At 66.1% G+C, this 20619-nt stretch carries 27 protein-coding genes; 5 read left to right on the forward strand and 22 right to left on the reverse strand.

Annotation, left to right across the window (positions count from 1 at the left end):
- The first annotated feature begins 83 nt into the window (after nt 1-83).
- From CDQ91_RS08540 to CDQ91_RS21560, 4 genes are all read left to right on the forward strand, one after another.
- Entirely contained in the window at nt 84-599 is a 516-nt protein-coding gene (locus CDQ91_RS08540; protein ID WP_088472273.1) for a helix-turn-helix domain-containing protein, read from the forward strand.
- 58 nt (nt 600-657) lie between these two features.
- Complete coding sequence (locus CDQ91_RS08545; protein ID WP_088472274.1) at nt 658-990, forward strand: hypothetical protein; 333 nt, start codon at nt 658-660, stop codon at nt 988-990.
- Nucleotides 991-1031: 41 nt separating this feature from the next.
- Nucleotides 1032-1505, forward strand: coding sequence for a hypothetical protein (locus CDQ91_RS21240; RefSeq protein ID WP_158213639.1), 474 nt, complete (start codon nt 1032-1034; stop codon nt 1503-1505).
- A 101-nt stretch (nt 1506-1606) separates the two neighbouring features.
- Nucleotides 1607-2443, forward strand: coding sequence for a JAB domain-containing protein (locus CDQ91_RS21560; protein WP_158213640.1), 837 nt, complete (start codon nt 1607-1609; stop codon nt 2441-2443).
- On the opposite strand, the gene CDQ91_RS08555 is transcribed toward CDQ91_RS21560, so the two are convergent.
- The 16 genes from CDQ91_RS08555 to CDQ91_RS08625 form a co-directional block, all read right to left on the reverse strand.
- Nucleotides 2419-2856, reverse strand: a complete 438-nt coding sequence (locus CDQ91_RS08555; RefSeq protein WP_088472276.1) for a CopG family transcriptional regulator — start codon at nt 2854-2856, stop codon at nt 2419-2421. The genes CDQ91_RS21560 and CDQ91_RS08555 overlap by 25 nt on opposite strands.
- Nucleotides 2853-4865, reverse strand: a complete 2013-nt coding sequence (locus tag CDQ91_RS08560) for a conjugal transfer protein TraG (RefSeq protein ID WP_088472277.1) — start codon at nt 4863-4865, stop codon at nt 2853-2855. Before CDQ91_RS08560 ends, CDQ91_RS08555 begins: the two co-directional genes overlap by 4 nt.
- Nucleotides 4866-4880: 15 nt before the next feature.
- Complete coding sequence (locus CDQ91_RS08565) at nt 4881-6626, reverse strand: relaxase/mobilization nuclease domain-containing protein (RefSeq protein WP_088472334.1); 1746 nt, start codon at nt 6624-6626, stop codon at nt 4881-4883.
- Nucleotides 6627-6845: 219 nt separating this feature from the next.
- The gene (locus CDQ91_RS08570; protein WP_084758130.1) at nt 6846-7562 is read right to left on the reverse strand and encodes a lytic transglycosylase domain-containing protein; all 717 of its coding nucleotides are present in this window, start codon (nt 7560-7562) and stop codon (nt 6846-6848) included.
- Nucleotides 7549-7875 carry a DUF736 domain-containing protein gene (locus tag CDQ91_RS08575; RefSeq protein WP_054586773.1) on the reverse strand — a complete coding sequence of 109 codons (327 nt, stop codon included), beginning with the start codon at nt 7873-7875 and terminating at the stop codon, nt 7549-7551. The genes CDQ91_RS08570 and CDQ91_RS08575 overlap by 14 nt, the downstream gene beginning before the upstream one ends.
- Nucleotides 7872-8462 (reverse strand): S26 family signal peptidase, encoded by a 591-nt coding sequence (locus CDQ91_RS08580; protein WP_088472278.1) that lies wholly within the window; start codon nt 8460-8462, stop codon nt 7872-7874. Before CDQ91_RS08580 ends, CDQ91_RS08575 begins: the two co-directional genes overlap by 4 nt.
- Nucleotides 8459-9004 (reverse strand): DUF2840 domain-containing protein, encoded by a 546-nt coding sequence (locus CDQ91_RS08585; RefSeq protein WP_088472279.1) that lies wholly within the window; start codon nt 9002-9004, stop codon nt 8459-8461. Before CDQ91_RS08585 ends, CDQ91_RS08580 begins: the two co-directional genes overlap by 4 nt.
- The gene (locus CDQ91_RS08590) at nt 9004-9246 is read right to left on the reverse strand and encodes a helix-turn-helix transcriptional regulator (RefSeq protein WP_054586770.1); all 243 of its coding nucleotides are present in this window, start codon (nt 9244-9246) and stop codon (nt 9004-9006) included. Before CDQ91_RS08590 ends, CDQ91_RS08585 begins: the two co-directional genes overlap by 1 nt.
- A 90-nt stretch (nt 9247-9336) precedes the next feature.
- The gene (locus CDQ91_RS08595) at nt 9337-9789 is read right to left on the reverse strand and encodes a DNA -binding domain-containing protein (RefSeq protein ID WP_237245894.1); all 453 of its coding nucleotides are present in this window, start codon (nt 9787-9789) and stop codon (nt 9337-9339) included.
- On the reverse strand, nt 9755-10138 hold the full coding sequence (locus CDQ91_RS22035) for a transcriptional regulator domain-containing protein (protein ID WP_419722551.1): 384 nt from the start codon (nt 10136-10138) through the stop codon (nt 9755-9757). Before CDQ91_RS22035 ends, CDQ91_RS08595 begins: the two co-directional genes overlap by 35 nt.
- Before the next feature lie 122 nt (nt 10139-10260).
- Nucleotides 10261-10575 (reverse strand): DUF736 domain-containing protein, encoded by a 315-nt coding sequence (locus CDQ91_RS08600; RefSeq protein WP_054590053.1) that lies wholly within the window; start codon nt 10573-10575, stop codon nt 10261-10263.
- Between the two features lie 313 nt (nt 10576-10888).
- Nucleotides 10889-11182, reverse strand: a complete 294-nt coding sequence (locus tag CDQ91_RS08610; protein WP_054586769.1) for a hypothetical protein — start codon at nt 11180-11182, stop codon at nt 10889-10891.
- Entirely contained in the window at nt 11183-11320 is a 138-nt protein-coding gene (locus CDQ91_RS21250; RefSeq protein WP_158213641.1) for a hypothetical protein, read from the reverse strand.
- Between the two features lie 123 nt (nt 11321-11443).
- Entirely contained in the window at nt 11444-11608 is a 165-nt protein-coding gene (locus CDQ91_RS21465; RefSeq protein ID WP_164499240.1) for a hypothetical protein, read from the reverse strand.
- A 451-nt stretch (nt 11609-12059) separates the two neighbouring features.
- Nucleotides 12060-12380 (reverse strand): DUF736 domain-containing protein, encoded by a 321-nt coding sequence (locus tag CDQ91_RS08620; protein WP_088472282.1) that lies wholly within the window; start codon nt 12378-12380, stop codon nt 12060-12062.
- Between the two features lie 254 nt (nt 12381-12634).
- Nucleotides 12635-13066, reverse strand: a complete 432-nt coding sequence (locus CDQ91_RS08625; RefSeq protein WP_054586767.1) for a hypothetical protein — start codon at nt 13064-13066, stop codon at nt 12635-12637.
- A 293-nt stretch (nt 13067-13359) separates the two neighbouring features.
- Here CDQ91_RS08625 and CDQ91_RS08635 point away from each other — a divergent pair, with 293 nt between their 5' ends.
- Nucleotides 13360-13551, forward strand: a complete 192-nt coding sequence (locus CDQ91_RS08635) for a hypothetical protein (RefSeq protein ID WP_054586765.1) — start codon at nt 13360-13362, stop codon at nt 13549-13551.
- A 253-nt stretch (nt 13552-13804) separates the two neighbouring features.
- Here the strand turns inward: CDQ91_RS08635 and CDQ91_RS08640 are convergent, their stop codons facing one another.
- From CDQ91_RS08640 to CDQ91_RS08665, 6 genes are all read right to left on the reverse strand, one after another.
- Nucleotides 13805-14674 (reverse strand): SGNH/GDSL hydrolase family protein, encoded by an 870-nt coding sequence (locus tag CDQ91_RS08640; protein ID WP_088472283.1) that lies wholly within the window; start codon nt 14672-14674, stop codon nt 13805-13807.
- A gap of 78 nt (nt 14675-14752) precedes the next feature.
- Nucleotides 14753-16360: a long-chain fatty acid--CoA ligase gene (locus CDQ91_RS08645; protein WP_197709673.1), complete on the reverse strand. Its 1608-nt coding sequence runs from the start codon at nt 16358-16360 to the stop codon at nt 14753-14755.
- 37 nt (nt 16361-16397) lie between these two features.
- On the reverse strand, nt 16398-17339 hold the full coding sequence (locus tag CDQ91_RS08650; protein WP_058814412.1) for an alpha/beta hydrolase: 942 nt from the start codon (nt 17337-17339) through the stop codon (nt 16398-16400).
- Between the two features lie 11 nt (nt 17340-17350).
- Complete coding sequence (locus tag CDQ91_RS08655) at nt 17351-18523, reverse strand: serine hydrolase domain-containing protein (RefSeq protein ID WP_054586760.1); 1173 nt, start codon at nt 18521-18523, stop codon at nt 17351-17353.
- The gene (locus CDQ91_RS08660; RefSeq protein WP_231732801.1) at nt 18520-19431 is read right to left on the reverse strand and encodes an ROK family protein; all 912 of its coding nucleotides are present in this window, start codon (nt 19429-19431) and stop codon (nt 18520-18522) included. Before CDQ91_RS08660 ends, CDQ91_RS08655 begins: the two co-directional genes overlap by 4 nt.
- A gap of 11 nt (nt 19432-19442) precedes the next feature.
- Nucleotides 19443-20549: a glycoside hydrolase family 68 protein gene (locus CDQ91_RS08665; protein WP_234715714.1), complete on the reverse strand. Its 1107-nt coding sequence runs from the start codon at nt 20547-20549 to the stop codon at nt 19443-19445.
- Nucleotides 20550-20619: the final 70 nt, after the last annotated feature.

A 20619-nucleotide genomic window follows, 5' to 3' on the forward strand; every position in this document is an offset into this window, starting at 1 on the left:
CGCCGCGCGCGTAACATGCGGCAAGCAACCGTGAATTTCGATCGGCGGCTTGTGCGAATCGCGAATTTGACGACAGTGCCCGGATGACTGATTCGGGGTCGCAGCCGTCAGAGGATGCCGTGCGCTGGGCAAGGCTCACGGACAAGCAGCGTGCGTGCCTCGATCTCTTGCTCGAGCATCAGACATCGAAGCAGATCGCGCGGCGGCTCGATATCTCGAAGCAGGCCGTCGATCTCAGGCTCACGACCGCGCGAGACATATTGGGCGCTGCCAACCGGGCCGAGACGGCCTTTCGTTATGCGCGCCTCAAACAGACCTATGACCGGATACCATGTGACGCGATCATACTACCGGAAGAACCCCGGCTGGTGCCATCCGACTTCCCGAACGGGGAGCTGGCTGCGATGGCGCTTCAACACAGCGCGTCACATACCGAACAACCGGTAGCGGTCGGTTCGCCGTTCAAGGGTCTCTGGAGGCACGATCATCCCGGTCGGAACAGAGTGTGGATCATGGCGACGATGCTGGTCGTGCTGATCCTCCTCATCCTGACGGGGCTGACGATCGGCGAAACGCTGACGCGGCTGATCTCCGGCTGATCCTTTCATCTGTCCACGATCAACGGCCGGAGCGCCCGCTTCCGGAAGAGGAGAAGTCATGTCCAAGGAAATTACGATTACGGCAGCGCGTCTGATCCGCGACGTTCCCGCCGCCGAAGTCCGGGTCGACGACGCGCTCATCGCGGTGTCGACGCTGATGACGAGCGTGGTGACCGCGCGGCGCGATACCGGCGGAGTGCCGGCTACGAAGGGCCAGGCGACGATCCGGCGGCTCATGAAAGCGCAGATGGCCTTGGTGGACGTCAGCGGGGACATTCTGCGCGTCCATGGCGAACTCGCCGACATCGGGCGCGAGACCGCGGGCTACGATCTTCATGAATGCCCTTCGGTCGCCGGGATCGGAGATGCCACACAAAGGGTAACAGGCTGACGGTTGTTGACCGGGAGCAACGACCATGAAAGTTTGGGAACATGCGCATCGCGTTGTTTCTCGCTTTCCTGGCCATTGCCGTCGGCTATGCCGCGTGGAAGGGCGGCGGACCCGAACGGGTGATGGCGGCGATCGCGGTGGCGATGGTGGGCTCGGACCAGATCCTTCATATCTTCGTGCCGACGAACTTCGCCACTGTCGACACCGGTCATCTCGCGATCGACCTTTTTGGCGCCGGGTCCACCGTCGCGCTCGCGATGTTTGCGCATCGCTTCTGGCCCATGTGCATCGCCGTCTTTCATCTGGTCCCGCTCCTCGCGCACATGAGCCGAACATTCGACATGGCGCTGCACCCGGCGGCGTATCTTACGATGCAGGTGGCGACGTCGTGGCCGGTCCCGGCGATCCTCATCCTCGCAACCTGGCGTCACCAGCATCGGCTGGCGCGCGGCGTCAGCGAGCCATCCTGGCTCAATTCGTTGCCACGCTCGATCCGGACAACAGCGAAGCCATAGCCGGCACGCTGCTGGCAGAACATCAGACCCTCGGCCGTCTTCTCGCCCAGTCTCCCGAAGCCCTGGCCCGCACGCTGGGACAATTTAGCCCGGTCGCGGCGATGATCGTTGCCGCACGCGCCGTCACGTCGGAGGCGCTGCGCGCCGAGCTTGCGGGCCGAGGGATCGACCCCGCCAATCCACGTCTGCTCGAATATCTCAGAGCCTCGATGGGGGCGCTGCCTCACGAAACGCTGCGCATTCTCTTTCTCGACGCCTCCCGCCGGCTGATCGCCGACGAACAATTGCAACATGGAACGGTCGGACAGGTCGCCTTCTATCCACGCACCATATTTAGACGGGCGATCGAACTCGACGCCGCCGCGATCATCCTCGTCCACAATCATCCGAGCGGCGATCCCACGCCCAGCCGATCCGATATCATGGCAACCGAGCGGCTGGCCGCGATCGGTCGATCGCTCGATGTGGAGGTGCTGGAACATATCGTCGTGACGCTTCGCCGCCATCGCACGATCCTGCATGGCGGGACGGCGGCCTGCAGCGAGGCGTCATCGGCGGCCGTGCTGCTCGACACGGCAAGCGAGTGGCGAAGGGCGCGCGGCGCAAAGCTTGCGCTTGCCAATGCGCAAAGGGCTTCGCGGCGACGATTGCTGCGCCGCCAGCTCGTCGGAGCCGCCGACCTCTTCGGCGAGCCGGCCTGGGACATGCTCATCGATCTCTTCATTCACGAGGGAGAAGCGAAGGCTGTATCGACGAGCTCGCTCTGCATCGCCTCGGGCTTGCCGATGACGAGCGCCTTGCGGCTGCTCCAGCGGCTCTGCGATGCGGGGCTCGTGACCCGCGAGGCCGACAGGCTCGACGGGCGGCGCAATTTCATCCGGTTGGTGCCGCCACTCGCGCACCGGCTGATGGCTTATTTCACCGAAGGCGACGAATGATCGCCATCCTTGTCGCGCGAGAGTTCGTCCCCGAGCTTGGGCCCGGCCTCCATCCGGCGGCTGAGCGAATCGACAAAGGCTTCCCATCGCTTCTTCCCGGTTGCCTGCGCAGCGCGAAGAGCGGCGTCGGGCAGCGGCGGGCTGTTGACGAGCCAGGATCGGACGAACAGTGCGAACGCCTCATTCGACAGTTCGACATGCCATTCGAGCCGGTCGAGCTGGCGCGAAATCCTGTCGAGGCGCCGCGTCAGCACAGCCTCGATGCGTTCCTCATGGTCGGGGGTCAGCAAGGAAGCCAGCGCCGCTTCGACGATGTCGGTGCGGGTGATCCGCCGGCTGCTCGCGCGGTCGTCGAGCTGCCGCGCCAGGATCGCGTCGATCCGGAAGGTCCGCTTGACCGACGGCTTTCTCACAGGTCGATTCCGTCATCGGGATCTTGCGACGCGAGGCGGGCGCCGCGGCGCATGGCACCATCGATGGCCTTGCGCTTGCGCGCCGCGTCGTCGTCGCGATCCGGGTCGTCGAAGTCGAATTCGCCGACCTGGTTGCCGGGCACGGGGGCAATATCTTCATGGTCGGGTATTGCCGGTTCCTGCCGGATACCGCTGTTCGCCTCGCTTTCCTCCTGCTCCTCATCCGCCGGATCACCCGAGACGTCCTGATTTGCCTGCGCGGCGGCGACGCCGGGGAGGATTGCCGGAGGCGCAAGCGCGCTCCAGTCGTCGGGCCGCGGAGCATCCGCCTCGGAGGGAGGCGGGGGCGGCAAGATGCGCGCCTGCAACCGGGGATCGGCAAAATATCTCGCCTTGCTCGCGCGGATCGGCGCCACGCCTGCGACCATCACGATTTCCTGGTCGGGCGGTAGCTGCATCACCTCGCCCGGCGTCAGCAATGCGCGCGCGGTCTCGGTACGCGACACCATGAGATGACCGAGCCAGGGCGAGAGCCGGTGCCCCGCATAATTCTTCATGGCGCGCATCTCCGTTGCGGTCCCGAGCGCATCGGAAATCCGCTTGGCGGTGCGCTCGTCATTCGTCGCGAAACTTACCCGGACGTGGCAATTATCGAGAATGGCATTGTTCGGCCCATAGGCCTTTTCGATCTGGTTCAGCGACTGAGCGATGAGGAAGGCCTTGATTCCGTATCCCGCCATGAAAGCGAGCGCGCTCTCGAAGAAATCGAGCCGTCCCAGCGCCGGAAACTCGTCGAGCATGAACAGAAGGCGCTGCGGCCGAGCGGCGGGATTGAGCTCCTCGGTGAGCCGCCGCCCGATCTGGTTGAGGATCAGGCGGATGAGCGGCTTGGTGCGGCTGATGTCACCCGGCGGCACGACGAGATAAAGCGAGGTCGGGGCGTTGCCGGTGACGAGATCGGCGATACGCCAGTCGGACCGCCCCGTCACCGCGGCGATGACCGGGTCGCGGTAGAGGCCGAGGAAGGACATGGCGGTCGAGAGCACCCCCGAGCGCTCGTTGGCCGACTTGTTGAGCAGGTCCTGCGCGGCCCGGGCAACGACCGGATGCACGCCAGCCTCGCCGAGATGCGCGGTCGTCTGCATGATCCGCAGCGTCGTGGCGATGCCGCGGCGGGGATCGGACAAAAAGGCCGCCACCCCGGCGAGCGATTTATCCTCTTCGGCGTAGAGGACATGGAGGATCGCCCCGACGAGCAGCGAATGGCTCGTCTTTTCCCAATGGTTGCGCTTCTCGAGGCTGCCTTCGGGGTCGACGAGCACGTCGGCGACATTCTGCGCGTCACGCACCTCCCACTGACCGCGCCGGATTTCGAGCAAAGGGTTGTAAGCGGATGACGCGATGTTGGTCGGATCGAAGAGGAGCACGCGACCGTGCTGCGCCCGGAAACCCGAAGTGAGCTGCCAATTCTCGCCCTTGATGTCGTGCACGATACAGCTGCCGGGCCAAGTGAGCAGCGTCGGGACGACGAGGCCGACGCCCTTGCCCGAGCGCGTCGGCGCGAAGCAGAGGATATGCTCTGCGCCATCATGACGCAGATAGTGCCGGCGAAAGCGTCCAAGGATCACCCCGGCATCGCCGAGCATGCCCGCTCGCCGGATATCGCCCGCATCTGCCCAGCGCGCCGAGCCATAGGTTTCGGCGCGCCGCCGCTCGCGGGCGCGCCATACCGACATGGCGATCGCGACGATGATCGAAAGAAAGCCGCCCGAGGCGGCGATCATCGCGCCGCGGTAGAAGATTGGCGGTGCATAGGCGTCATAGACGAACCACCACCAGAAGAAGGCCGGCGGCGGATAGAGCGGATAGTCGCCGATCCGGAACCATGGCGCACCCAGCGCCGGCTGATATCCGAGCGCAGCGGCAGTCCACTGGGTTGCCGCCCAGACCGCGAGGATCACGATCGCGCCGACGGCGGCTATCTGGCCCCAGAGTATCTTGTCGTTCATGCGGAAGCTGTCCTTCTAGATGCCGATGCCCCGGCCCAGCGCCCAGTCGACCGTGCCGCCGGGCGACATGGTGCCGGTGATATGCTGGCCGAGGTGGCGGTCGAGCGCGGGGCGCCAGGGAACGAGCTGGAAGCCGAGCCCGTCGTCGATCATCGCGAAGCGCCCCGATGCGAGGGTGACGCGTTCGCGGTAGATGCCGCTCACATACTCCCCGGCAGCCGAGGGTTTCGCGGCAAGGCCGGTCCGCTCGGCGATCGCGGCGGTGGCGGCCTCCAGCTCACGCGAGGCTAACTTGTCGATCAGCCCCGGCGGCAGGGTCAGCCGATCGCCGGCGCGCGAGGCCAGTCCCTCGCTCACAAGATGGCGCGCGCGTTCGTCCATCGCCTGGCGAATTTCGAGACCGAAGCCATTGCCGCATGCGACGGGTTCGCGGGCGACGAGTTGGCGGTCGAGCCAGGTCGCGCCGGGCGCGACCACCTGCGAAGCAAGCGGCAGGTCGGAGCGGGTCGCCAGCGATATCTGATCACGCCCCTTGCCGTCCTCCCACCGGCGCAGTTCGACGATCGCGCCGGGCCGCGCGTCGCCGGTCATCTCCATGTCGCCGAAGCGGATGTGGTGGGTGCGCCCGTCGGCGCCGTCGACGATCGCATAGGCGCTGCCCGCGAGCTCGTCATGGAGGCCGCGCTCGACCAGTCGGCCGATGATCGGACCGCCGGGCGCCCCGTCGTGGAGCGCGAGCGCAGCGGGATCGAAGCGTCCTCCATCGCGGGTGAGCGCCCGATGCATGGTCTTGATGATATCGCCGCGCGCCGCGACCTCGCGCAGCGCCTGTTCGGCGCCCGCGTCCATCATCCAGAGCCCGGCGCCCCTTCGCTCGGCGAGCCCCATCGCCTCGAGCTTCGCGGCGCGGCCAACGAGTAGGCCATGCATGCGCCGATCGTCGCCAGGCGCGGGCCGCAGATCGATCGCCCCGCCCATCTCGTCTGCCATCCGCTGCAGCCGGGCATCGAGGCTCGTCCAGCGTTCGGCATCGACCTCGCGCGTGAGCGAAGTATGAATTTCATGCTCGCTCCGCGGACCGAGCTCGAGCGTCACAAAGGTCTCGGCGCGGCCGCGGATCCCCGCAGCGATATAGCCGCGGTCGATGACGAGATCGGAGCCGTCGTCGGCAATGCCGCGCACGAGAATATGGACGTGCGGATTGTCGGTATTCCAATGGTCGACCGCGACCCAGTCGAGGCGCGTATCCAGATCTCTTTGCATGTCGGTCAGAAGATCTCGGGTGAAGGTTCGAAGGTCATCGAGATCGGCCGCGTCCTCGGGGCTGACGATCAGCCGGAAATGATGCCGGTCCTCCTCGCAGCGCGCGGCGAACGCGTCGCGGTCGGCGGCATCGCCATCGGCATCGAACATGATGGCGTCGCGTCCGTCGCGGGTGACGCCCTCGCGCTCCAAATAAGAGATATGGCGCGCGAGCGGCGCCGCCCGAAAGCGCGCGCCTCGGTGGCGGACCACGCGCGCCATGACGGTGACGCGGCGGCTGCCCGGCTGGCTGCGCATCGCGGCCAGAGCCCGCCGGCCGCGCCCCTGCGTCCCGGTGCCGCCGCCGCGCGCTCGGCCGGACCGCGAACGGGTATATCCCGAGCGGGCGGCCGCCCTGCGGACCTGGGCCGCGAGCCGCTTGCCCCTGTCCGCGGAACCCGAGCCGCGATCGCGGCTCCGTCCCGGCCTGATCCGGAAATCGCCGTCGTCACGCCGCATCGGGCGCCCTGCCATACGAAAAGGGCGCAGAATATGCGGGCTCTGTGCGATCCGTATGGCTGATTTTGCCTATGCCATACGCCCAAAGCCGCCGAAAACCGACCATCCCGGGCCCGCAGCTGGCACGGTTTTTATCTTGCGATCCCCCATTTCCCTTCCAGCAAGATCCTGCTGCTCCCGAACCGCGGCATCCAGCAAGGCTGATCCACCGGCGAGACATCAGCGGTCCCGCGCGGTGGAGAGCGAAATGAAGAGCGACGCAGCCGGCGCGGAAGACGGCGCGGCGGCTTCGGGCGCCGATGCGGAATGCGCACCCTCGAGGTCGTCGCGGCGCCCGGCGAAGATCGCCGCATCCCGCCAGCCATGCGAAGGCCTTGGCGCCGCGGCGGCATTTCCAACGCCGTTGACGCTGTCGGCGCCATGTAGTTCGGGGGCGATCTTCGCGACATAGGCGACGGTTTCGGCGGGCAAGCCGCGGCGGCCCGATGCATAGGCATCGGCGCGCCCAGGTCCTGCATTATAGGCGGCGAGCATCAGCGCGATGTCGCCATAGCGGTCCCACATCGCGCGCAGATAGGCCGCACCCGCAAGGATGTTCGCGCGGGGGTCGAAGGGGTCCGGGCCGAGCCGGTGGCGGGCGGTCAGCGACGCCCAGGTTCCGGGCATGATCTGCATCAGCCCCATCGCTCCCGCATGCGAAACCGCGCCCGCCCTGCCCCGGCTTTCGGCGTGCATCACGCGCCAGATCCAGAGTTCGGGAATGGCGAAACGCTGCGCCGCTTCGGCGACCGGCGCGGCATAGGGATGCTCGCCCGGCTGCACCGCGGCGACAGCCGGCGTGCATAAGGGCTGCACGACGAAGGCGCCGACAAGCGCAGCGCAATGCCATGCGGGTCGATTGCCGCGCAGGCGGCGCATGCGCTCACTCGCCGTCATCGCCGCGGATCCACCGGATCGAATATTTGCGCTTATCGGGAAGTCTCTGGGTCAGATGAGCGTAGAGCGGAGCCGGGAGGCCCGGGTCGTCGATCATGATCTCGATGTAGGGATGGCCCGCGAGAGTGCGGTTCCAACCCGCGCCAATTTCGGCTTCGTTGGCCGGATTGCCGACCAGGATGCGCCAATCGGGATCGTCTTCGCCGCCGAAGTCGGGCAGGCTCTCAAGGGTGATATGAGCTTGGTACGCGACGGTCTCGATCATCCCCGAGAACCCGTGCGAAGCGCTTCCGGTCAGCGTTCCGATGATCATTTTTCGCGCTCCCTTTTGCCGTTGGCAGAATCGTCAGAGGTGTCTCCACCGCGCCTGCGAAGCGGCGCGGCAGCTTTCGAGCGGGTGAAAAGCGGATGCGCGGTGCCGATCAGCCCGGCAGCGGGCAGCGGCCCGAAATAGCGGCCGTCGAGGCTGTCGGGCGCCGCGTTGAGGAGAAAGATCTCGCCGCGCCCGACGGTCCGGCAGCCGGTCCAGACGGGCAGCGAGCGGTTCGCGCGGTCGCGCGCCAGCGCGCGGGCAGCCCCCGCTCCGTCGACGGTGACGAAGGTGCCCGAACGGCAGACGAGCGCGCCGGGAAGAGCGGCGACGCGCTTCAGGAGCGGCACGCCGCGCGGCAGATAGCCGCGCGCGCCGAGGAAGCCAGCGAGCGCCGGCGGCGGGTCGATGGCGACGAGTTCGCCGACCCGCGGCGCGGCATCCGCGTCGATCCGGTAGAGGCCGATTGGCGCGCTGGCGCTCGCATTCCAGAGCAGGCGCGGCGCGGGCTTCGCCCATTCGACCGCGACGAAGAGCGTGCCGAAAAGCGAGACGGTCGCCGCCGTGAAGGACAGGATTCGCCGGTTCATGATTCGACCGCCCGGCGGCGCAGCCACGCCGTGTGGCGTTCGAGCGAATAGGGCCGGAACGGCAGGCCGGCTGCAATCCGGTTGCCGATGTGGCGCCAATGGTCGGGCGCCGCATCGCAGGCGTCGATGCCGACGGCCTCGACCGCATCGATCGCCTCGAGCGCCTTCTGGACCTTCGGCCAGCCGTCGATCCGCGCCAGTATCTCGGCGCCGGGTCTGACGAACGGCAGCGTCGAATGGGACTCGCCCGGCGCGACGGCGAGGGCGATGGCGATGTTCGAATGGATGGTGCCGAAGTCGTTCGACGTCCAGCGGACGAAAGCGAAGACCGCGCCGGGACGGAAGGCCGCGACGCGTGTCCGGCGGCTCAGGATGCGCTCGGCAGCAACGCGGCCGAAGCGGATCCATTGTTCGTGCCGGCCTTCGATCCAAGTCAGTTCGACCTCGGTCGACGCACCCTGCGGCGGCGCCGCAATCGCGCGACCGCTGCGCGGCGAAAGCCCCGGCGACCCGAGCGCCGCATCGAAATCGATGCGGCGCATCAGCGCGGCTCTCGCCGCGCGGGACGCACGATGCCGCTGCCGGGATCGGACGTTGAGGTGCGGCGGCCGAGCTCGACCCAGGCGTCGAGTTCGTCGATCGCGTAGACGACGCGGCCCCCGAGCTTGCGATAGACTGGCCCCGTTCCATAGACGCGATGCTTCTCGAGCGTCCGGTGCGAAAGGCCGACGCGCCTTGCCGCCTCGGGCGTGGTGAGAAAGCGTGGCGGGTGACCGGTCGTCATGGGGTGCTCCTTCCAGCCGCCGGACCTTCGAGAGCGGGTCGGCGGGCGATGTCGCGTCATGGCGCGGCGCAGGACGCACAGGGGAGCGGCTCAATTCCGACGTTGTTTTTGTCGCCCCGGCATACCCGCGAGCAGCGCGCGGTAGCCGCCGGCGGCCAGCGCCTCGGCTTCGCGGATCAGGCGCTGGGTCCGGCGCCGTTCGGGCGAGGCTTTCCAGGCCGCGCCGCGGCCGATGGTCATGCGCGGATAGACGAGGCGGCAGGCGACCTCATGGCTCGTGACGCGGGCGCCTTCGCGGAGGTCGAGTATCGCGAGCAGCAGGTCGAGCCGCTGCGCCTGGTAGAAAGTCGGCGACGCTGCGGAGGGTGAAGGAGCCGCCCCGCGCAGCCATCGATCGAGATCCTGAACCGCTCGGAGCCGCGTCCCGGTCATGCCATCGAGCGGGATGACGGCGGCGAAAGAAGCGCGTTCCGGATCGCCGCGCAGCCAGATCCGGTGAAGCGCGCCCTCATGCGCGAGAATGTAATGGCGCCCGCCCGCCACGGCCCGGTGAGCGACACGCCGCTCGACGATGCACGAACCCAGTCCGCAGCCGAAGACCGGCGCATCTGGGAGGGCGGAATGCGCGGCATCGACGATGACGACATAGGGACAGGCGGCCGCCTCCCAAAAGGCCGGTGCCTCGAGCGCCGGCAGGCGCGGGTCGACCGGGAAAGCAGAGGGCCCATCGCCGGGCCATCACCTCCTGCAACGCCGGACCCGCGTCAGGGTCCGTCATCACGCTCTCATAGTCGCGGCGATAATCCGGGCTGCGACGCAGAAATTCCTGCGCGTAGCCGGGAAAGTCGAGGCGCGGCCGCCGGTCATCGTCTTGCCTCCCTTTCCGCGCCATGACCGCCTCCGTCCGAGGCAGCAGAATTGGCGAGCGAGCCACGACCGCCAATTCCAAGAGGCGGGAATCCCCATCCCCATAAATGGGTATCCCGCCCGGCGGCGCCGGGCGGGTCCTGCGGCTCAGTCGCCGCGCCGCGTCTGGCGGCTCCAGACGAGGTCGTGCTCGCCATCTTCGCCCGCGAAGAGCTGTGCGAAGATCGGCGCGGTGAAGCTCGGATCGTCGAGCTTGACCGAGAGGTAGGGGCGCTGATCCTGCGTCAGCTTCTCCCAGGCCGCACCGACCTCGACATCGCCGATGAAGACACGGTGGCTCGGAGCATTGCCGCTGGGGTCTTTCTCGGGCGTGATGCGAACCGATTTCGCCTGCACCGACAGGGTGGTGATCTGACCCCGATATTCGCCGGAGACTTTCTTGAACGTGCCGATCCTGGCCATGATGCATTCCTTCCTTGGCTCGGGCCGCACCATCGCGGCCTCGATGCGCATCGACCGTCGGCGGGGGGCCGGGCGGGCAGCCGCAGGCCCGCAGCGAAGCGGAGGACCGCGCCGGCGCGTCTTTCTTGTTTCGCGAGGAACGGCGGCACGCCGGGGGAAGAAAGTCGCGACCGGCGCGGTTGCGCGAGGCCGGATCAGCGAAGCGGCCCGCCGACAGATGGCGCATTTCGAGAGGCCGTGATGATGCGGCTCGGCGGAGGGATGTGTCGCCCGGTCGACAAGCAAGTCGGCGATAGCGAAGGGCAATGAAGACCTAGGCCTGCAACTCCGCTCGCGCGATGCCATTCCCCGGCAGCACCAGATCGCGCCAACTGGCGAGCCCGGTGAGGATGGCGACAAGGACGGAAATGCCGCGATCAGCCCATGGCTCGAGGTCGGCCAGCTCCGCAAGCGCGCCGCCCGCCTGATATCCTGCAGCCGCGGCCGTGCCGGCGAACAGCAGGACGACGCAGAAGCGAACAGCGAAGGGCGCACTACTGCCAGCGACGTACCGACCGAACGCATGGACCGAAAACCCCGCCAGCAATCCCGCGGCCAATATCGTCATTCAGCCAAAGCCATGATCGCGCAGATAGAAGGCAAGCGCGAGGCCGGTAAAGAGCGGCAACGCGTATTTCGCACAGCGAAGGAGCAGGAGCAGGGCGTAGACTATGGCTACGCCGCCCAGGATCAGCATCAGAGTCATGACCGTCCTCCATCCGGACGCGCCCGCCACCACCTCCTCAGCGCAACCTGCAATAAGGACATAGCAAAGGCCGGCTCGGGGTTGAACCCGAACCGGAACCAAGTTGGACGTAATCCCCGGAGGTTAGCGGGCGAACGGGTCATATTCGCAGACGATCGTTTCGGGGTCGCCGTCGAACTCGTCGAGCGGCATGACCGAATAGCCGGCGCCGGTCTCGACGAGGATGATTACGGTCATCATCGTCCGGGCGAGGTTCCAGCCGAGCGATTGGGCGGTGGTAAGCGGCATGGGATCAACTCCTGTCCTTGGGAGCGGGCCATTCCCGCTCGACAGGCGCCCCGCCGGACGGGGACAGGCCGCAATCACCGCGAGCGCAGCCGCGGCCCGAGCGAAGCGTGGGGACCCCGAAGCGGGTTGATTGAAGGAGGCCTGGCCTCGGCCAAGGGATCAGCGGCAATCGAGAGCGGGAATGGCCCGCTCCCATGCGGCAGAGCCCCACGCCTTCCCCGCCCCAGCCGCACGGCCCCGTCCCGGCCCCACCGAGCTTCCAATGGCGCCATAGCGCGGCGCACCGTCCGTCCTGTTCCAACCGACCGGAACGAAAAGCGCAGGAACGAATACACGGGAAGGAAGCCCGGTACCCCCCGCCTTATGGCAGCACAAAAAGGACGGCCCGTCGGACCGCCCTTCGATGTCTTGCAGCGATCGGCTCCGCCCGAAGGCGGAGCCGGGGATCCCGTCAGGCCGGCGGGTTCCAGATGATGACCTTTTTCATCGGGTCGTCGCCAGGGGCGTTGGCGACATTGCCGTAGATGGTCCCGAATTCGGGGGCCGACATCGTCACCGACACATATTCGGCGCCGTTGCTCTGCGAGAAGCGCTTCCAACCGGCGCCCAGTTCGAATCCGTTCTTGCGGCTGAGGATGCGATAATCAGGCTCGTTTTCCTTGATCTTGCGGCCATTCGGCACGATCGCGATCGGCGCGGTGACGTTGAGGGTGGCCAGCGTACCTTCGAAGCTGCCGTCGGCCTTGACGTTGAGATTGGCGATGGTGGGCATGAACTTTCTCCTTCGGTTGCTCGGGGACTTTCCCGATGGCGCCGGAAGAAGGGACCGCGAGCTGCCGTCACCGAGCGGCACGCGAGGGCGAACCCCGCATGGGGTTGACGGCCAGAGGCGAGCCGGGCCCGCAGAAGGGCGACAGGAAGGGACAGGCCTCGAGCGACGGAGACAAATGCCCTCACGGCCATCGAGGGACGGGCACCGACAGAATTGGCGGGCCACTCCCAACTACCGCTCCCGATTCCGTTCGATCAGTCGCAGCGATGCGAGCCCCAATATTTGGCCCACTGCGCCGTGAGACCGCTGCGGACCATCGCGCAGGAGACATCGCCCGAGCGGGGCGACGTGCAGAAGGCGGCGGTACGGGTGCCGCCGGCCCCGCCGCGCGACACACAGCGCATGGCCGGCCCGCGAACAAGAATATGGCCCGTCCGGTTCCGCCCCTGCGGCTCCCCCAGCAGACGGGCGAGATGATCGCGCGCCGCTATGGGGTCGGCATCGGGACAGGGATGGCCTGCGCTGCAGCTGCCATCCATCTCGCGCGCCGCGACGCCCGAGAGACGGACATGCGGCCCTTCGGCGCACCAGATCGGCCCGTCGCCGTCCCACACTGCGAGCGGAGTACATGTGAAGGACTGGCCGGACGGAACGACCGAGGCGAGCAGGAACAGAGCGAACATCAACCCGCCCTAACGCTGAGGATCGACCGATTCAAACGCCCAAACCGACCCAAGCGCCAAAGGATGGCGCGAAGCGCCCACAAGAAACGCGCTCTTGGCGAGCCCGCCGCCGGGCGGCGTGCGCGCGGGCTTGGGGGCCAGCCGCCGCCCGGCAAGGATGGCGAGCCAAGTGCGCTGCGCGGCCAGAACATCGCGCGGCCCCTGGCGCCGCGTGCCGGCGCCAGAGCACGCCCAATCGAGCCGCGCTCGATCCGGCAGCGGCAACTGCCCGGCGTTCAACTCTTGGAGCGAATGACGTGTCGCGGTTCGCCGCACAGGCCGCATGGGGCTTTCAACAATTCGAAGCCGCGAGCACCGCCGGCAGCCTGCGTTGCGGTGCCGGCCTGCGCAACGGACGAGAGATCGAGCCGATCCGCGATGCATTCGTCGCAGAGTGGCGTTCCGTCCATGCGCCGGACCAGCGCCTCGACACGTTCTGCCGTTGTTGATCTTGTAGCCATGCGTGTGCCGTAGAGATGTATCGGGATTCGCGAAAGCCACGAGCGTGCGACTGCTAGTGGCCGGAAGGAGACGGTCTGCTTTGAAGAGGAAGCTTGGCTTAGCTGACGCACAACATCGACAAATGATGGCAATGAATAATGCAAGCGGTCCTGTGTAACCGACATCCGCAAAACGCTTTTTCGGACAGGAATTAGTCGGCATCTAGCGGTTGAACGACGCTCTTGCGGCGCACTGTCCTGACTACATACGCGATGTCAGTATATGCTCTATCTGCTCCGCCGTCGCCGCTGCTCCAGCCCTGGTCGGATGAAAGGATGCGCCTTCCGGCGGGGCGAGATCGTAGGTCCAAGGTTGCGCTGAGCATGCATCATGGCCGCTTCCGATCGTCGCCATGTCAACCAACACTGCGCCGCTCTGGTGAGCGGTTTTCCTCGTCGCTTCTGCCAATCTCGCGGCCACTCCGAGCGACGACCTGACTTGCTGCTGCGTGAGGTGCAGTGCGTCGCACGTGCCATTTTCAGGCAAAACCGGTGGATAGGTGACCACAACGGCCAGCGCTTTGGGCGACCGCCGGCGTATCGCCGCAATGGTCGCCACGATTTCGTTTTGCACGGCAATGAAATCTTGTTGCTCGGGGTATGTTTCGCCACCCGACATGGCTGTGAGCCAGCGCATGATACCGCCGCGATTGCGGTAGCCGGCCGAGCCGAGACTTCCGATGTAGCCAATGTCGTTTCCGCCGACGGTGAGGGTTACCAGCCGGGTGTTTGCGTTGATCGGCGCGATCTGCGGGCCTTGGAAAAACTGTCCGCCACCCACCAGATGTTTGACGGTCGCGCCCGAACAGCTCATGTCGACGAGCGATAGACCGGCAGACCGCGCAAGCTGTTGGGGATAGCCGTTGACACTCCGCTGGCATGCTAACGGAGCGCCCGGCGCCAACTCGCCCAGACCGAGTCCCGCGGCGAACGAACTTCCCAAGGCGACATATTCAGGGTTTCCGACCGGCTTGCGATGGCCTTGATACATCATGATCCCAAGGACCGCCGTCGCGCCCAGCGCGAGTAACAACGCCGCTCCAACAATCGATCGTTTCAGACCGCGGGGCATGCTCGGTTATTTCGCCAATACCGGATGTTCGTTCGTCATAGGGCGGCGCGACACGTGCGACGGCGACCTCGGACGCGCCTAGGCTGCTGATAGCGGAGCGACCGAAAGACACTCCGCGTAACGTCCGCGCAAAGCCTTCTTGTCGATTTTGCCCGTAGCGGTGAGCGGAATGTCGTCGAAAATGACCCGGTCGGGCAGCCACCAGCGCACAAGCCTGGGCTCGAGCCAGGCCCGAACAGCCTCCTCATCCAAGACGGATTCGGGCATGCGCTCGATGACGAGGAGCGGCCGTTCCTCCCACTTGGGATGAAACACGCCGACAACGGCCGCGATTTTGACGCCGGGGCAAGCGACGGCGACATTTTCGATGTCAATCGAACTGATCCATTCGCCGCCCGATTTGATGACGTCCTTCTTCCGGTCGGTGATGCGCATAAAGCCATTCGCATCTACAGTGGCGATGTCGCCGGTATCGAACCATCCGTCGGCGTCGAGCGCACTGACCGACTGCCGGTAATACCGTTCCAGAACCCAAGGCCCACGGACGAGCACGTTGCCTGCCGCGACACCGTCGTGCGGCAAGTCCTGATCATCATCGTCGACAATCTTGAGCTCGACGCCGAACTGGAGCCGGCCTTGCCGCGTCCAGATGATGTCGTTCATTTCATCATGGCCTAGCGCTGCAACCTTGGGCGTCGGCGTTGCGAGCACGCCGAGCGGCGACATCTCGGTCATGCCCCAGATCTGGCGAACCTTGACGCCATATTGGGTCTCGAACGTCTCCGCCATCGCGCGCGGCACGGCCGACCCGCCAATCACGAGACGCTCGAGCGTCCCCGTGTCCTCGCCCGTGCGGGCGAGGTGATCGAGATACATGGTCCAGATTGTCGGCACGCCGCCCGAGAAGGTGACGCCCTCGGACTTGATCAGCTCTTGCAGGCTCGCTCCGTCGAATTTGTCGCACGGAAATACGAACTTCGCTCCGTTAATCGCTCCCGCGAATGGGAGGCCCCAGGCCGTCGCGTGATAGAGCGACTGGCACGGCAAGATCACGTCGAAGGCAGAGAAACCGAGCGCGCCCGACAGGCCGGCGACAAGCGCGTGCAGCACCACCGAGCGGTGCGAGTAGAGCACGCCCTTCGGATCGCCGGTGGTGCCCGATGTGTAGCAGAGAAAGGCCCCGCTGTTCTCCTCGAGGTCGGGCCAAAGGGTTGTCCCGGAAAATTCAGCGATGCGCCGATCATAGTCATCCCCGGTCAGCATCACGAAATGCTCGATCGTATGGAGCGCGGGTTTCAGCCGCTCGACGATCTCGTGCAGATTGGCGTCATAGAGAAGCACCCGGCTTTCGGCATGGTTGATCGTAAATGCGATATGTTCGTCCGGGAGCCTCGGATTGGCGGTGTGGAGAACAAGCCCCTTCCCGGGCGCAGCAAAAAACAGTTCGAAATGCCGGTGCGTATTCCAAGCGAGCGAGCTGATCCGGTCCCCCGGTTCGAGCCCGAGGCTCATGAGCCACTCGGCCCCCGCCGCCGCTCGCGAGAGCGCACCCGCATAATCGTAACGAAAGAGCTTGCCGTCGCAGTCCTTCGATACGATCTCGCGATCGCCGTGCGCTGTCGCTGCAAAGCGCAATATCTGCGAAATGTTGAGCGGCAGGTTCTGCATCAAACCCGGGATTGTCATCTAGCATGTCCTCAACCTGATCGCGGCCAGCCGCAGTCTACCCATTCGCCAGCAAAGCTTGCAGCCGCGCGACGACCTCATCGGTCGCCTCGGCGGCAGCCGGTATGATCCCGGCAAAATGCACGAAACCATGCGTCAGATGATCGAACTCCAGGAGTTCGGAGCGAACCCCCGCATCTCGCAGGCGTCCGGCGTAGGCAACGGCCTCGTCGCGCAGCGGATCGACCGATAGGACGACCGTCAACGCACGCGGCAAGCGCGAGAGATCGTCTGCCTTGAGAGGCGAAAGGCGCGGATCGGCGGTGTCGGCGCCCTGCGCATAATCGGCGACACACACCGTCAGACTCGCGCGGCGGAGCGTCGGATCAGCGTCGCGAACGCGGGACGGATAGTCATTCTCGCCGGCGTCGAGGTCGACGGCCGGGTAGAGCAGGAGCTGTGCATCAAAGGGCCGTCCCTCTTGGGGCTCGTCGCGCATAGCGATGCAGATTGCGGCCGCTAGATTGCCGCCGGCGCTATCGCCGCCGATGATCGCAGGCAGACTATCACCGCCGAGGGACGACCGATTGGCGGCAATCCAGCGCGCGGCCGCGAGGCTGTCGTCAAATCCCGCCGGGAAGGGATGCTCGGGGGCGAGACGATAGCTGCTGGCCACCACCACCATCGAGAGATCCCGGCATAGCCGGCGGATGGTATGATCGACGGTGTCGAGGTCGCCGATGGCCCAGCCGCCGCCGTGAATATAGTGCAGCGTCCCCGTCGGCTCGGTCGATGGACGGTAAATCCGGAGTGGGACCTTGGCGTCGCGCGTTTCGATCTGCCGGTCTTCGATCGAAGCAACGTCTATGCGGCCGCCCGGCCCAACGATCATCGGGATCATCGCGGCAGCCTGCGCCCGAAGCGTCGGATAGTCGACGGGCCCCGGCGGCACGGAAGGCAGTTGGTCGACAAGTTGCTGCAATACTGGGTCGAGCGCCACGATAAACTCCGTCAATAAGTTGGAATGGAAAGGCCGAGGATGCGCGCCAGCGCATCGACGACGCGGTACACTTGTGGGTCCCTGACGCCGGGTTGGCCGGTGCGGTTGCGGACATAGGCAAAGCTGACACCCGAGGATGGGTGGGCAAAGGCGAGCGAGCCCCCCGCCCCGTCATGGCCGAACGATCCCTCGCCGAGCATCGGCTGGATCGCCCATGGCAGCATGAGGCCCGCGCCCCAGGTCGGACCGGCGAAGTCCTGACCGAAAGGCGTTCCCGAAGACACGGTACGACAGGCGTCGCGAAGGCAATCCTCCGAAACAAGCGGAGCCTGACCGACGCTACCGATCGCCTTCGAATAGAGCCGCGCGAGCGAGCGCGCGTCGGCGACACCATTTGCGCCCGCCAGTTCGACGCGCTGCACGGCGGGATCGTTCATGGCGTCGGCGAGACCGCTCATCCGCGCGGGGAAAAGGCCATTCAGCGATATCGCGCGCGCTGCGATCGATGACGGGTCAAGTTCGGGCGTGTCATATTCGGCCGGAACCTCGACGGCGGCAATGGGCGACTGCGCGTCGCCGCTGCGGCCAATCTGTATGTTGAGTTCCAACGGCCCAGCAAGATTGGCGCGGAACCATTCTCCGATGGTCTGGCCGGTCACCCGCCGCATCAGTTCCGACGTGATCCAGCCCACGGTGATCGCATGATAGGCGTGTGCCGTGCCCGGTTCGAACAGCGGAGCTTCCGCCGCAAGCCTTGCTGCCATCGCGGCTATATCGGCCAGGCCTGCGATCGTGATCGGTCCGCTTATCAGGGGAACGCCAGCCTGATGTGCGAGCGCCTTGCGGACACTGATATCGCCCTTGCCGTGCGCCGCGAACTCGGGCCAGTAGTGCGCGAGCGGCAGATCGAGATCGATCCTGCCGTTCGAGACCTGCGACAGGACGCACAGTGCCGATATTCCCTTGGTGACCGAGAAAACGGGGACGGCGGTATTGCGATACCAGGGGGTTTGATCGCTGGCATCTGCCGAGCCGCCCCAGAGATCGAGCACCGGCTGGCCGTCACGATAGATGGCGCAGGCGGCCCCGCGTTCGCCGCCCTCCTGGAAGTTCGCTTCGAATGCGTCGCGGCACGCCGCGAATTGCGGATCGACGGTGCCCTGAATTTGGGAACGGTTGGTCAAAATTTTCCCTCCTTGGTTCGGGCATCGATCAACACGGCTTCGCCGAGCGCGACGGCGCCAAGCGGCCCGGCCCGGTCTCCGAGCGCCGGAAGCGTGACCAGATCTTCGGCCGCGTCGCCCGGGACGAAGGGAAGATAGCCAGCCAGGTCCGCGACGACATGCTGCCAGGCGCGTTCGAGCAGAAAGGAGCGGCCCATGCCGATCCCGCCGCCTATCAGGATTTTCTGCGGGCTCGTTACCAGCAGAAGAGCACCGATCAGCTGGGCCAGGTCGTGCGCGACAAACGACCAGCGCGGATCATCTGCCCGTATTTCCTCGCCCGCCCTGCCGAACCGCGCCTGCAGCGCAGGACCCGACAACAGGCCCTCGATGCAGTCGCCATGAAACGGGCAGCTACCCGAAAACTCGTCGCCGTTTGCGCGCCGCAATCGGAGATGCCCGATCTCGGGATGGAGCGCCCCGTGCACGGGGCGCCCTCCGAGCAGCAAGCCCCCGCCGACGCCGGTGCCGAGCGTCAGATAGCAGAGGCTGTCGAGGCCCTGTCCAGCGCCCCAGCGCCATTCGGCAAGGGCCGCGGCATTGACGTCGGTATCGATACGCCACGGGCAATCCGCGACCGCGCCCAGCGCACCCGCGATATCGGCTCCGCTCCAGCCTGCCTTGGGCGTGGCGAGCATTGTGCCAAAATCCGTTGCACCCGGATCAAGCCGCAGCGGACCGAAAGAAGCTATTCCGAGCGCGGCAAATCCTTCGCGCCGCTTCCACCCTTCGAGCGTGTCGACGAGGGCGCCGAGCGTTTCATTTGGCGTCGTCGTCGCAAATCGCGCGCTCGCCAGAATCTCGCTCCCGCGGGCAAGGACAGCCAGCGCTTTCGTCCCCCCCAGTTCGATGCCGGCGATTGTCTTCATAGGGACCATAGCTATCGCGCGATCCCTGCCTTGTCGCCTGCCAGCCACAGATGAACGAACGGCGCAAACGCGCCGCCGAAGTTCCGGTCATCGCCGCCGCTCCAGTCATCGACAAAGCTCGTGACGGACAAGTCGGGCAGTACGAACCAGCTATAGGCCTGCGCCGGCGCGGCTTCGGGATTGGCGAACACCAGCCCGCTACCATTGACCGGGCGCCAGCCCTCGAAGAGCGCGGGGGATACCATTGCGTAGAGCCCGGTCGGGCCGGCAGGCCCCGACGGCGCAAAAACATGACGCTGCGTCGACCAGAAGAGATAATAAAGGCCGGCGTGGAAAATGATGTGCGGTCGCTCGAGTTCGTTGTTGAGCGTGTCTGCGCTGACGATCGGCGGAAGGAGGGTCCAGCCCTGCTCGCCGCATTGTCGGCGAACAATTCCGATGACGCCGTTATATTCGGACCGCGAGCGCGCCTGCGATCCCGCGAACAGCAGATAATCATCGCCTCCCGCCGGATCACGGAAGAAGGCCGGATCGCGGAACGCCTTGATCTTCCCGACCTCGCTCGGGCCGCCGCAGGTGGACATATAATGCTCGAGGTCGATCGGGACGATTTCTTCCAGCTCGCGCCAATCGCCAAGCCTGGGTGCCTCGCCCGACAGGTCGAGCGTCGCCAACGCTGAAAATAAACGCTGCTCGAAGGTCAAAATCTGCTCGCCGCGACGCCCGGTAGCGGTAAAATATAGGGCGACGGTCGCAAGGTCCGCGGAAGCGACGGCCGACCCCGACCATTCGCGGCTACCGGGTGAAAAGCCGTCTGGCATGGCCGGCCCGAGGTGCCGCCATCCTTCCGCGCTGTGCAGCAGCAGGTGGATGCGTGCATGCCCGTGGCGCTCGTCCGGGTCGGCGAAGCGCGGCGCGCCGAGTGCCATCCACAGCTGCCTGCCACCGGCCAGGATGATCGGCTTTCCGGCCTCGTCCTGCACAGGCCAGGCGTCCCAGACGCCGAGATCGGGAGCGATCGGTGCGAAATCTTCCTCGCTGAGCAGCGGCGCCCGCAGAACGGGCGCTGCGTCGATCGCCTCGATATGATCACCCGTCCAGCGAGCCGGAACCATCATGATAATTTCACTCTCAAATATTCGAAAACCGGACGGACGCGCCGTCGAACATCGGAATCAAATGAGGGGG

Source organism: Sphingopyxis witflariensis (assembly GCF_002205635.1).
GTDB lineage: Bacteria > Pseudomonadota > Alphaproteobacteria > Sphingomonadales > Sphingomonadaceae > Sphingopyxis > Sphingopyxis witflariensis.

What these genes read in the sequence shown, in the direction of transcription:
- CDQ91_RS08540 (WP_088472273.1), top strand. Translation starts at nt 84, where the DNA reads ATGACTGATTCGGGGTCGCAGCCGTCAGAGGATGCCGTGCGCTGGGCA.
- CDQ91_RS08545 (WP_088472274.1), top strand. Translation starts at nt 658, where the DNA reads ATGTCCAAGGAAATTACGATTACGGCAGCGCGTCTGATCCGCGACGTT.
- CDQ91_RS21240 (WP_158213639.1), top strand. Translation starts at nt 1,032, where the DNA reads ATGCGCATCGCGTTGTTTCTCGCTTTCCTGGCCATTGCCGTCGGCTAT.
- CDQ91_RS21560 (WP_158213640.1), top strand. Translation starts at nt 1,607, where the DNA reads ATGATCGTTGCCGCACGCGCCGTCACGTCGGAGGCGCTGCGCGCCGAG.
- CDQ91_RS08560 (WP_088472277.1), bottom strand. Translation starts at nt 4,865, where the DNA reads ATGAACGACAAGATACTCTGGGGCCAGATAGCCGCCGTCGGCGCGATC.
- CDQ91_RS08565 (WP_088472334.1), bottom strand. Translation starts at nt 6,626, where the DNA reads ATGCGGCGTGACGACGGCGATTTCCGGATCAGGCCGGGACGGAGCCGC.
- CDQ91_RS08570 (WP_084758130.1), bottom strand. Translation starts at nt 7,562, where the DNA reads ATGACGGCGAGTGAGCGCATGCGCCGCCTGCGCGGCAATCGACCCGCA.
- CDQ91_RS08575 (WP_054586773.1), bottom strand. Translation starts at nt 7,875, where the DNA reads ATGATCATCGGAACGCTGACCGGAAGCGCTTCGCACGGGTTCTCGGGG.
- CDQ91_RS08580 (WP_088472278.1), bottom strand. Translation starts at nt 8,462, where the DNA reads ATGAACCGGCGAATCCTGTCCTTCACGGCGGCGACCGTCTCGCTTTTC.
- CDQ91_RS08585 (WP_088472279.1), bottom strand. Translation starts at nt 9,004, where the DNA reads ATGCGCCGCATCGATTTCGATGCGGCGCTCGGGTCGCCGGGGCTTTCG.
- CDQ91_RS08590 (WP_054586770.1), bottom strand. Translation starts at nt 9,246, where the DNA reads ATGACGACCGGTCACCCGCCACGCTTTCTCACCACGCCCGAGGCGGCA.
- CDQ91_RS22035 (WP_419722551.1), bottom strand. Translation starts at nt 10,138, where the DNA reads ATGGCGCGGAAAGGGAGGCAAGACGATGACCGGCGGCCGCGCCTCGAC.
- CDQ91_RS08600 (WP_054590053.1), bottom strand. Translation starts at nt 10,575, where the DNA reads ATGGCCAGGATCGGCACGTTCAAGAAAGTCTCCGGCGAATATCGGGGT.
- CDQ91_RS08610 (WP_054586769.1), bottom strand. Translation starts at nt 11,182, where the DNA reads ATGACGATATTGGCCGCGGGATTGCTGGCGGGGTTTTCGGTCCATGCG.
- CDQ91_RS21250 (WP_158213641.1), bottom strand. Translation starts at nt 11,320, where the DNA reads ATGACTCTGATGCTGATCCTGGGCGGCGTAGCCATAGTCTACGCCCTG.
- CDQ91_RS21465 (WP_164499240.1), bottom strand. Translation starts at nt 11,608, where the DNA reads ATGCCGCTTACCACCGCCCAATCGCTCGGCTGGAACCTCGCCCGGACG.
- CDQ91_RS08620 (WP_088472282.1), bottom strand. Translation starts at nt 12,380, where the DNA reads ATGCCCACCATCGCCAATCTCAACGTCAAGGCCGACGGCAGCTTCGAA.
- CDQ91_RS08640 (WP_088472283.1), bottom strand. Translation starts at nt 14,674, where the DNA reads ATGCCCCGCGGTCTGAAACGATCGATTGTTGGAGCGGCGTTGTTACTC.
- CDQ91_RS08645 (WP_197709673.1), bottom strand. Translation starts at nt 16,360, where the DNA reads ATGACAATCCCGGGTTTGATGCAGAACCTGCCGCTCAACATTTCGCAG.
- CDQ91_RS08660 (WP_231732801.1), bottom strand. Translation starts at nt 19,431, where the DNA reads ATGAAGACAATCGCCGGCATCGAACTGGGGGGGACGAAAGCGCTGGCT.
- CDQ91_RS08665 (WP_234715714.1), bottom strand. Translation starts at nt 20,549, where the DNA reads ATGATGGTTCCGGCTCGCTGGACGGGTGATCATATCGAGGCGATCGAC.